Here is a 10,242-nt window from a genome sequence, read left to right on the forward strand (position 1 = left end):
TATCCTCCTGGGCTTCGGACCCAGGGACGTGGGTTCGATTCCCACTGGGTCCGTCTCTGATCTTCTTCATAACGACTACGGATTGCGGTCAGACCCGTCTGATGCGATATCGGTTGTGACAATTCTCATTCGAAGGTCTATCCTGATTACGGTCAAGCTCCGGCCCGGTTGATAGAAAATATTGCGCTGGATCGGGAGCCTGATTCGGTCGTGCGCGATAAAAAACCGATAAGCATGTGCCGGGAAGGGAACGCTTTTCCCCTCCCAGGCATGCATTGTCAAAAAAATTATTCCAGTTTGATGTAGTTGCCGCTGGTCGTGTAGACGGTCTCTACCTTGGCCCAGGAGTCGTAGGCATCGGGAGCTGTTGCATAGACTCTGATCACGTACTCCCCCTCCGGAAGGTACCGGATATCGAGGTTCCCCGTGCGGGTCTTCATCAGGCTCCCGTCATCGGACCAGTTACTGGTGGAGATGCTGTAGAATTTCGTCCAGGTCTTCTCGCCGTCGTTGGAGTAGGACAGTTCCTCCGTCACCGGGAGGTTCAGGTCCCCGGTGTAGGTGGTGTCCCACTCGATCTCGACGAAGTCCCGGATCGAGTCGGGATTCCTTATGTGCAGGTTGCTCACTTCCAGATTGTAGGTGGTGATGCCGGTCTCATTGAATGCTGCAACGGCTGTGATGTAGGTGTCGGGAAGTTCCAGGAATTCCGTCCCATTGTTGAAGGAGATAGTGGATCCCGAGCCGAAGACGTTGATGTTGCCCTCTTTCAGGACCTTCATCCGGAATGTCGTCTCCCACACCTGGCCTACATGAATGGTCCCGATATTGAAGTCCAGAGTGCGATCGCTCCAGTCCAGGGTCTGGTCGATGCAGTGCTCGGGTATCACCTCATGGGTCTCGTTGTAGCTGTATATCCGCGTCGATTCCGGATTTACATACTGATACTGGAACACATTGTCGCCGGACCAGGAGATGTTGTTGACCATCACGTTGTCGAACGAGAGGCTCATGGCGGTGTTCACCCCGGCCTCCTGCTTCAGGTCCCCGGCAATCGCTTTATAGACGTCCTCGATATTGCTAGCGCTCCCGTTGTAGTACTTGCCTCCGCTGCCCTCTGCAAGGATGCGAAGCGTGTTTCTTCCTCCGGAAGACAGGGAATCCGCATACCCGATGGAGTAGATGATAATATTGTTATTCCTGGCATAATTCGACATATTCTGGTTGCTGGATGTGCCGGTTCCAAGGGAGGTGAATTTATAGTAAGCCGATGTGAGATCGCCAAAATCGTCCGGATCGTAACCCGTATACCCGGTTCCGCGAGCCAGGGGGTCTCCGTAGTAGTTATAGTCGCCATCTGACAGCACCACGACTGCCTTGATCGAACTGGGATTCCCGGAGCTGACCAGATGGTTTATCGATCGATACAGGCCGTACCGCATGGGTGTCGCGTAATCCGGGACGATTCTATCCAGAGCAGTCTTCACAGACGAAAAGTCCGCGCTCAGGGATTTATCGATGGTCGCATATGCCGAATATGTCTTGGGATACACATAGGCGTTGTCGATTTCAGAGGTAGATATTCCAGAGTTGTATCCTGGCCGGGAGATGTAACCGTTCCGTCCGAATGTGACGAGCGCCACGCGGTCCTGGGCGACCATCTCGTCAACGAACACTTTTGCAGCTTCCCGCACCGAGTGCATCCGGTCCGGATCGTCGTAGAGCATGCTCCCGGACCGGTCGATGCACAGCACCACATCGATGGGCTTTGGCTGAAGTGCGTAGCCGTCCCCCTTCAGGCGGATGGTGATGTCTGTTGTGTTGTTCACGGCCACTGTCTGGGGCTGCACGGATGTGTCCACGCTGAGGTAGGGGTAGTTCAGCCACTCGAGTTTGATGCTGCTGACGTTCGAGCGCCATGTCGCCTGAATCCTGCATTCGGCTCTGGATTGGGGATCGAAGCCCACGGAGCCATACTCCTTAAATTCTCCCGGAACGAACCGCACGATGGCGAATCCGTCTTCGTCCGATACAGTGGACGAGTTGAGGAGGTAGGGTTGATGGACCTGCGAGTCCGGGTAGGTGGAAGGAATAAGGACAAAGCTTACTGTCTCGTTCGGTACAGGATTTCCTGCAGAATCCACCACCTTTGCCATGATGTTCGAGGAACTGTTGGGATTCACCTCCAGGCTCGGCATGGACTGCGGGCTTGCAGTGAGCATCATGGAGACGGGATCGGTGTTCACGAACTGGACGACCTGGGAACAGTTCACCTCGGGGTAGACGGCGGATCGGGCTTTAATAGTGATCGTGCCAATCGTGGTCTTCGGGCCGTAGGTGATCATCACGTTCCCCTCGGAGTTCGTCAGGATGGACTTCCCCGGCTCACCCGGCAGCGAGGTCGTGATGTCCAGCTGGTGATGGGCGACCGGATTCATCCAGGCGTCGTGGACATGGAAGGTGACCGTGAATTTGCTCTTGCCGTCGGCAGGCACTTTCGGTGGATCGCCTGCCGGAGATACGTCAGCGATGATGGCGACCGGGCGGTATCCGATACCCGTGATTATCAGATGCTGCTCTCCCACCGAGGCCACCTTGGGGGAGACCACCAGGAAGTGCTCCCCTTCCAGGGAGGAGAGCCGGAGGTTCACGGTGACATTGCCATCCACGGTGACAGGTCTGGTGATTGTCGTAGCCCCGTTCTCGAAGCGTGCTTCACCGCCCGGCGAGGTGACGGTAAACTTCACCTCTTCGGGTGTCAATCCCAGATCCGTCTCACGCACATTGTCAATCCTGTTGCCGTACCTGTCGGCCATGCATATGGTGATGGGTGTAATCGAATCCACAGGTGCGGATGGATTGTACAGCAGGTAGCCGTATTTGTACGGCTCCGCGTGGTCTATCTTTTGCTCGTAGACGTGGTCGATCTGATAGAGTGTGCCGTTCACCATCTTCCGGGCGGCGATGGATACGTTCGCTCTTCCACTGACACTATTCGCGGTGAACAGAGGAACCTGGCCATCCTTGATGGCGAGTCCATCCGGGGACCGCGTGGTGTAGGTGAGCGAACTCACTTTCCCCAGAGTGGGATCCAGGCATTGCAGCGTGACTTCTGCCCCGCTGACCGATTCGTTGTTGATATCGAACACCTGCACGCTGATGCTGGCGGTATTGCCGCCGGCACTGATCCAGGGACTGCTGACGACCATGTGGTGCGGGATCCCTTCGCCAGCTGCAGATGCCGAGGCTGCCAGGACGAAGAGCCCGATGAGCAGCCATGCTACTCTTCCATTCCTCATAGAGAATTCTCCTGATGCTGTACATTAAGTATTGCCATTATATAAATATTACCAATAAAAAAATTTTTTTTATAAGCTTGAATTAGAATAAAGATGGATAATAATTTATTGATTTCAAAATAAATAGTGAAATATTATTCTAAGCAATGATAGAATGATATTTATAGAAAAATGAATATTAATTTCTCTCTCCGTTCTTGCCCGATATTGTCCTATATAAAGACCTTGTTCGTCGGGAACCGATCTGGTCTACGGCGCTCGAGGGTGCAGGACGGATCGATGGAGAAACGATATTTCCGATGGAAAAGCGAGAAAAGTTATTCAATTTTAATATAATCTTTCGGCATACAGGGAACGGCAAACGGCTTGATGTCTTCATCTCTTCCTGCGCCAGAGGCCTCCGCCACCACCCGAATGTCGATCACCCAGGTCTCGGCCATTGTTGGTGGGTAGCAGATAGATGGACTCGGCAGATTGCGCAGATCGAGGCTGTAGGTCTCGTCGGGCCAGGTCCATGGCGGGTCGCCATTCTTCCTATCAGCGACGTTCTCGGTCCAAAGCGCCACGAGTTCCCAGGAGCTGGTGCCATTCTTTCTATAATACAGTTTACGGACAGTATCGTTGGCAGCACCGGAGTACTCAAGGTCCCAGGTCAGGTTGAGATACTCCCTGGGGAGCGGAGCACTATCATCCTGTTCATGCAAGGTGATATCGATATCTCCACTGAGTGGATCGATGACGCTCATATTCGGTATATAGGTGATATCGGCGTTCGGGGGCCTGATGATCTCTGTCTCCGTGCCGTTCACCACGATATTCGAGTTCGGCCCGAAGAGGCTGAATCCCAGCGTCTCGTTCACGGATCCGTTGACCTTCAGCCTGAACCTCGCCTCCCACGTCTCCTTTCTCCGCATCGTGCCGATGACGCTCTCGTCGAAGGTCAGCGTCTGGGAGTTCCTCCATTCATTCGTTTGATTGAGCATGCCATATCTGAAGACCGTCGCTGGTTCATACGGGTCATCTGTCCAGTTATAGTGCCTCCAGTACGTGGAATACCCATCGATGAAGATGTATTCCAGCAGCCCCTGCGTCGAACTCCAGGAAGCCCCGGGATTCGTGATATTCGAGACCAGATTCAGGTGCATCCTGGTATTTATGGTCGCTTGTTTCTGCAATTCTCCGGCAATTGATTCGTAAACATCTGCAATATCAGTTGCACTTCCATCGTAGTACTTGCCGCCCGTACCCTCTGCAAGGATGCGAAGCGTCTCTTTTCCATCATCCGAAATATCATCCGCATACCCGATGGAATAGATGCTAATATTGTTATTTCTAGCGTAATTCGACATGTTCTGGTTACTGGATTGTCCTGATCCGAGGCCTGTAAATCTATAGTAATTTCTCGTCAGGTCACCATAAGATGTCACGGAATTCGTCGAACCCGTGCCCCTTGCCAGTGGATCGCCGTAATAATTGTAGTCGCCGTCCGAGAGGACGATGATGGCTCTTACTGTAGATGAAGAATCTCTTCCGTTCGCAATTATCTCATTGATCGCTTTATAAACACCGAATCGAAGGGGTGTACCGCCGGAGGGGACCATTCCATTGATGGATGTATTGATCGTTGATGTTGAGGATGAGAGATGCTGCTCCACAACTGCATAGTCATCGTAATCCTTGGGATTTTCAGGATAATGTGCGAGTACATATTGGTGATGGTTCGAAGAACTACTATAGCTGCTGGGTGTACAATCATAGTAATTGTCCCTTCCTACCCACCACCAGCCGGGATTGTTACTCAGGGGCGAGCTGCCGGTCTGGCCTCCATAAATATTATTCCAATTCCAACTACTATAACTCCTCGTGGGTGCAATTTTTGCCCATCCTTCTGTCCCGAATGAAACGAGTCCGATATGGTCTTCAGCAGGGCCCACATCCATCGTTGTGACGAATGCATAGGATGCATCCATCACCGGGATCATCCTGTCCGGGTAGTCCTTCAGCATGCTCCCCGATCGGTCGGTGCACAGCACCACATCAATCGGTATCTTTTCTTTCAGTTCCGGCCCGTCTCCGATCAGCCTGACGGTCACATCGAAGTACGGGTCGGTGCTGTTGATTACGGTTTTAGATACATCTGTCTCGACCCGGAGGTAGAGGTAATTCCTCCAGGTCAGGGTCGTCGGTTCGGAGAGATCGTTCCAGGTCGCTCTCACGACGCAGGATGCAATCGCATCGGGAAGATACCCCTCCTCCCCCTCTACGGCAAATCTCCCGGGTATGAAGGGGACGCTCGCATAGCCATCGTCTCCCGTCGTATTTGTGTCTGTCAATTGTCCGTTGGAGAACTTCGGCATTTCCGTCTGGGTAAAGTTGCCCGCCTCGATATTCTCGATAGAGAACGACACCTCCTCTCCTCGAATCGGGTGACCGGCGCGATCGACCAGCCGGGCCCGGATCTCCGAGGTCGTAGCATCATTCAGGTCGAGGCTCTGCATGTTGTCGGGACTGGCCGTGAGCAGCAGAGACGCAGGATCGCTGCTGGTGAACTCCACCCTCTGGGTGCACGTGATACTGGTATTGTCCATCACCGTGGCAGTGATGTTGAGAGTTCCCGTGCTCCTCTTCGGGCCGTAGCGCATCATCGCGCGGCCCATGGAATCGGTTGTTAGAGACGCCCTCTCTCCAAGTGTTGTTGTTATCTCAATTTTTTGGTTCGGGGACGGATTCGACCACCGATCCCGGAGCACGTAGGTCGCCTCAAGCGTATGGTGGTTATCCGCTGGCAGGATCGAAGGGTCGGGATCGTAGGTCGGCTCGATAGAGACAGGGTCTGAGCCGTGGGTGATGATGTCGATCCAGCGATCGTCCACCCCGGCTGGAGCATCGATCAGTACGATGTTATCGCCGGCAACGGTATCCACGTGCAGATCAACGGCAGCATACCCGTCTGCATCGGTGATGCTCTTATCGAACACGCCCCCGCTGCCGACAAACCGGGCATTCCCCTTCGGCGACGATACGGTAAACGTGAAATTGGAGTTCATCACCGGATTGTTGAACTTGTCCACGACGCGCACCCGGATGGGAGTCGTGTCGTTCACCACGATCTCCTGCTCGTAGTGCAGATCGGCAATCCGGTACGCTTCTCCGTGAACTAGGTCGATCGTTGTCTCACTGGAGGCGAAATCCGAAACGCCGTCCGTGACATTTACAAATATCTTTGCTTTTCCGCTTGTTTTGTTGGCAGTAAACGTGGCATACGCAGGACTCAGTGAAAACGACGATGGAGCAACCTTTCCCATCGCAGGGTTATCCAGTACGATCTGCCCGCTCAACGGGCTCGTGTAGTTGCTGACGGCAATTCTGATCGTCGTGTTGTCCACGCCATCCGCCGTAAGCTGCGACTTTTCCGGCTCGATCTGGATATCTGCAGACGTAAGAGCAGAACATGCAGTGACCAGCAGCGCACATGCGATAGCTACAAAGACGATCTTATTGACTGACACATCACCCACCTTCCAGTATATGGATATATTCAGATAATCCTATATTTATTAATTTGCTTTCTTTAAACCGGGTATCTCTGGAATAACGGACTGGATGCATATTTAAGGTGCATTAATTGCTCTAAATTGAAATTTAACTGGAATACATTGCTGCTAATAAAAATAGTGATAAATGAAAAATTTACTGCTGCCTGCACCTCGCCCCCCGCATCAGCCCAGTCGCCGACGGGGCCGCCTGCCCTTCTTATCGCCGTAGATCTTCCGCACCCCGACGTACACCACGCCCAGGGCGACGAGCCCGATCAGCCCGGCCAGCAGCACCGTCACGTCGAACTCCCTCTCCAGGACGATCGTGATAGTGTGGTCCGAGGCGCCGAACGGGATCTCGCCCTGCACCGAGGCCGGGCGATACCCTTCGAGTGCGGCGGTGAAGTTGTAGGTTCCAGCCGTCTCGAGTCGGGTCGTGTAGCTGCCGAGGTCATTCGTGGTCCCGGCAGCGGCCCCGTCGATGGAGACCGCGGCGCCGGCGAGGATGTGGTGATCCGCATCCTCGACAACGATCCGCACATTGGCCTGGCTGTTCACGAGCGAAGCGACGATATCCTCTCCGCCCTTTGCCAGCTCCCGCACCTCGCTCCAGTCGTCATAGCCCGCACACTTCACCTCGATCAGGTGCGGTCCGGCCTCCACGCTGGAGATCCCCAGTCTGCCGTAGGCATCCGTCCTGCCCTGGTAGGTGCCGTTGATGTAGACCTCGGCGCCCTCGACCGGGCGGCGGGAGGCATCGAACGCGGAGACGAACAGCGGATACGTGGACTTCGAGAGCGGGATCGTGAGCACCGCCTCGTCGGCGCCGATCAGCCGCTCCTGGCTGTAGGTCTGGTAGTTCTCCTTCTCCACCCGGATGCTGTACTTCTGCTCGCGGTCGAGGTTGAACGCCAGCCTGCCGTTCGCGTCGGTGGCGCCCACCCCCCTCCCGCCGACGGTCACGTTCGCGCCGGAGATCGGCTTCTGCGTCGCCGCATCCACCACCTGGAGCACGAACTGGTCGCTGCGGAAGAGCCAGTACTGCACGTTCCGGGCAGCCTCGCCGACCTGGACGGTGCGGAAGAGCGTGTCGTAGTGGGACGCCTTCACCTCGACCGTGTAGGTGTTCTGGGTCTCCACCGTGAAGACGGCCTTCCCGCTGCTGTCGGTCACCTGCGACGCGGTGAAATTCTCGTTCCGCACGGTCACCAGCGCACCGGACACGCCCTGGAGGGTCGATCCGTCGTAGAGGCTGACGGTCAGGGTCTCGCTCTTGCGGGAGAGCTCGACCGAGAGGGCGCTCTGCGTGGGGCTGACAAGCCCGGTCCACTCTTCGTATCCCGAGCGGCTCACCCGCACGTGGAGGCTGGCGGTCTTCGCATGCGAGTAGGAGACCTCCCCGCCGCTATCGGTCCTTCCCGCGAACTCGCCGTCGATGTACACCGATGCATCGAGCACCGGGGCGTCGGTGGCGTCGTCGCGCACCGATATGGTCAGGTCCGTGGCCTGAACGCTGGCTACCAGCAGAATAACGCTGAAAAGGATGAGAAGCGGGCGGTATACCTGCATGAATTCCGGTATACCTGCAGGGACTTGAGGCAATCGATCTAGATCCAGTGATTGGAGGGTATGCGGTCGAGCAGCATCCCCTCCACCACCACCGGCATCAGGTTGCGGCCGGTCTCGATCGCCTTCTGGAGGTGCCAGCTCCGGTCGGCGTAGATGGTGAATATGGGTTCGCCCTTCTGCACCCGTGTCCCCTTCTTGGCGTGGATGTAGATGCCAGCTCCCGGGTCCGAGGGCGCTCCCGCCGCCCGCGCGATGCTGATCAGGGCACGGTTGTTCAGCTCCACGATGTAGCCCGAGATCGGGGCGTTCACCACGAACTGGTGCTTGCCGGGGACGATCTCCTCCGCCTTCACGGCAGGGTTGCCGCCCTGTATCTCGATGATCTGCCGGAACTTCTCCAGCGCCCTCCCGCTGCGGAGGATCTCTTCGGCCGCGTCGTAGCCGCTCCCCCGCGGCGCCTTGCCCGCCATCTCCAGAAGGATCCCGGCGATCGAGAGACTCTTCTGGAGGAGCGAGGTGGGGGTCGTCCCCCCTTCCAGGATGCGCAGCGCCTCGGCGACCTCCAGCTTCGGCCCGATGGCATGCCCTACCGGGGACTCGCCGTAGGTCAGGGCGCACTCCACCCGCATGTTCAGTCGCTCCCCGAGCTCGATGAACTCCCGGGCCAGCTTGCGCCCCTCCTGGGCGTTGGGCACCTTCGTATTCTGGCCGACGGGAATGTCGATCGCCACCAGATCCGCACCCACCGCCTTCTTCTTGGCCATCACGCTGGCGAGCATCTGCCCCCGGGCGTCGATCCGGAAGGGGTACTCGACCATGATGAAGCGGTCGTCCGCGGGCGCGATGTTGGTCGCGCCGCCCCAGACGATCACGCCGCCCACCTTCATCGTCATCTCGTGCACCTCGGATGCCGTGAAGTCCACCGGTGCGAGCACCTCCATCAGGTCGGCGGTGCCCCCGGCGCCCGTGATCGCCCGGGAGCTCGTCTTGGGGATCTTGAGGCCGCTCGCCGCGATGATCGGCACCACGAGGAGAGTGATCTTGTTGCCGGGCACACCGCCGATGGAGTGCTTGTCCACGATCGGGCGGGAGGTGAACCTGATCTGCTCGCCGGTCTCCACCATGGAGCGGGTGAGCTGCTCCACCTCGTCCATGTCCAGGCCGTTGATGTAGGAGGCGGTCACGTAGGCGGAGACCTCCAGGGGGGAGAGGTTGTCCTCCACCACGTCTTTCACGATGGCGGCGGTCTCCTCCTTGGTCAGTTTGCCGCCATCCATCTTCTTGCGGATGTACTCGAGGGAGACCGGGCGGGCTGCCTCCCGGACCTCGATCAGCGTGCCGTCCTGCGGGCAGGCGCGTCCGCAGGTGAGGCTGTAGAGCCCGACGGTGCCGGGCTCGATCATGGTGGAGGTGGTCTCCACGAGCGCCGTCACCGACTGGCCGATCGCCTCCTGCGTCACCTGCACCCGGTCCCCGTCGAGGACGCCCAGGGTGCGGGCGTCGGAGATGTTGAGCAGCACGCCGCGCCTGGCGATATCCAGCATCTTCACCGAGAGCTTCATAGATACGATATACTCCTGTGGTTAGGGTATCGTCTTTGGAAGAGATAAAAAGGTCCATTCGGGGCCGGGCGTATTCGGAACGTAAGTGACCAACCAGCCTGGAACAATCCCGGGATCCAAGCCACGATTCATCCGGGGTGCATTCGGATTTGCCGTGTGCCCGAGCGAGACTGCAGGACAGGGATTGTTACAGGGAAGGTCTTTGTTATCTCGCGATCTTGAGGGTAGCGTAACGAAAGTTCTGTAAAATTGAATTGGCCCTGGATCCAACCTAGA

The 10,242-nt window shown here is 56.7% G+C and carries 4 protein-coding genes; all 4 read right to left on the reverse strand.

What is annotated here, in order from left to right; all coding sequences use genetic code 11:
• Window positions 1–287: 287 nt before the first annotated feature.
• Window positions 288–3,299 (reverse strand): VWA domain-containing protein, encoded by a 3,012-nt coding sequence (locus QMC96_12685; protein MDI6877612.1) that lies wholly within the window; start codon window positions 3,297–3,299, stop codon window positions 288–290.
• A 317-nt stretch (window positions 3,300–3,616) separates the two neighbouring features.
• Window positions 3,617–6,817, reverse strand: a complete 3,201-nt coding sequence (locus QMC96_12690) for a hypothetical protein (protein MDI6877613.1) — start codon at window positions 6,815–6,817, stop codon at window positions 3,617–3,619.
• A gap of 201 nt (window positions 6,818–7,018) precedes the next feature.
• Window positions 7,019–8,404, reverse strand: a complete 1,386-nt coding sequence (locus tag QMC96_12695) for a PEGA domain-containing protein (GenBank protein MDI6877614.1) — start codon at window positions 8,402–8,404, stop codon at window positions 7,019–7,021.
• A 38-nt stretch (window positions 8,405–8,442) separates the two neighbouring features.
• A complete protein-coding gene (locus QMC96_12700; GenBank protein ID MDI6877615.1) occupies window positions 8,443–9,966 on the reverse strand; it encodes an AMP phosphorylase in 1,524 nt (507 codons plus the stop codon).
• Window positions 9,967–10,242: the final 276 nt, after the last annotated feature.

The organism is Methanomicrobiales archaeon, assembly GCA_030019205.1.
Taxonomy (GTDB): domain Archaea; phylum Halobacteriota; class Methanomicrobia; order Methanomicrobiales; family JACTUA01; genus JASEFH01.

What these genes read in the sequence shown, in the direction of transcription:
- QMC96_12685 (MDI6877612.1), bottom strand. Translation starts at nt 3,299, where the DNA reads ATGAGGAATGGAAGAGTAGCATGGCTGCTCATCGGGCTCTTCGTCCTG.
- QMC96_12700 (MDI6877615.1), bottom strand. Translation starts at nt 9,966, where the DNA reads ATGAAGCTCTCGGTGAAGATGCTGGATATCGCCAGGCGCGGCGTGCTG.
- QMC96_12695 (MDI6877614.1), bottom strand. Translation starts at nt 8,404, where the DNA reads ATGCAGGTATACCGCCCGCTTCTCATCCTTTTCAGCGTTATTCTGCTG.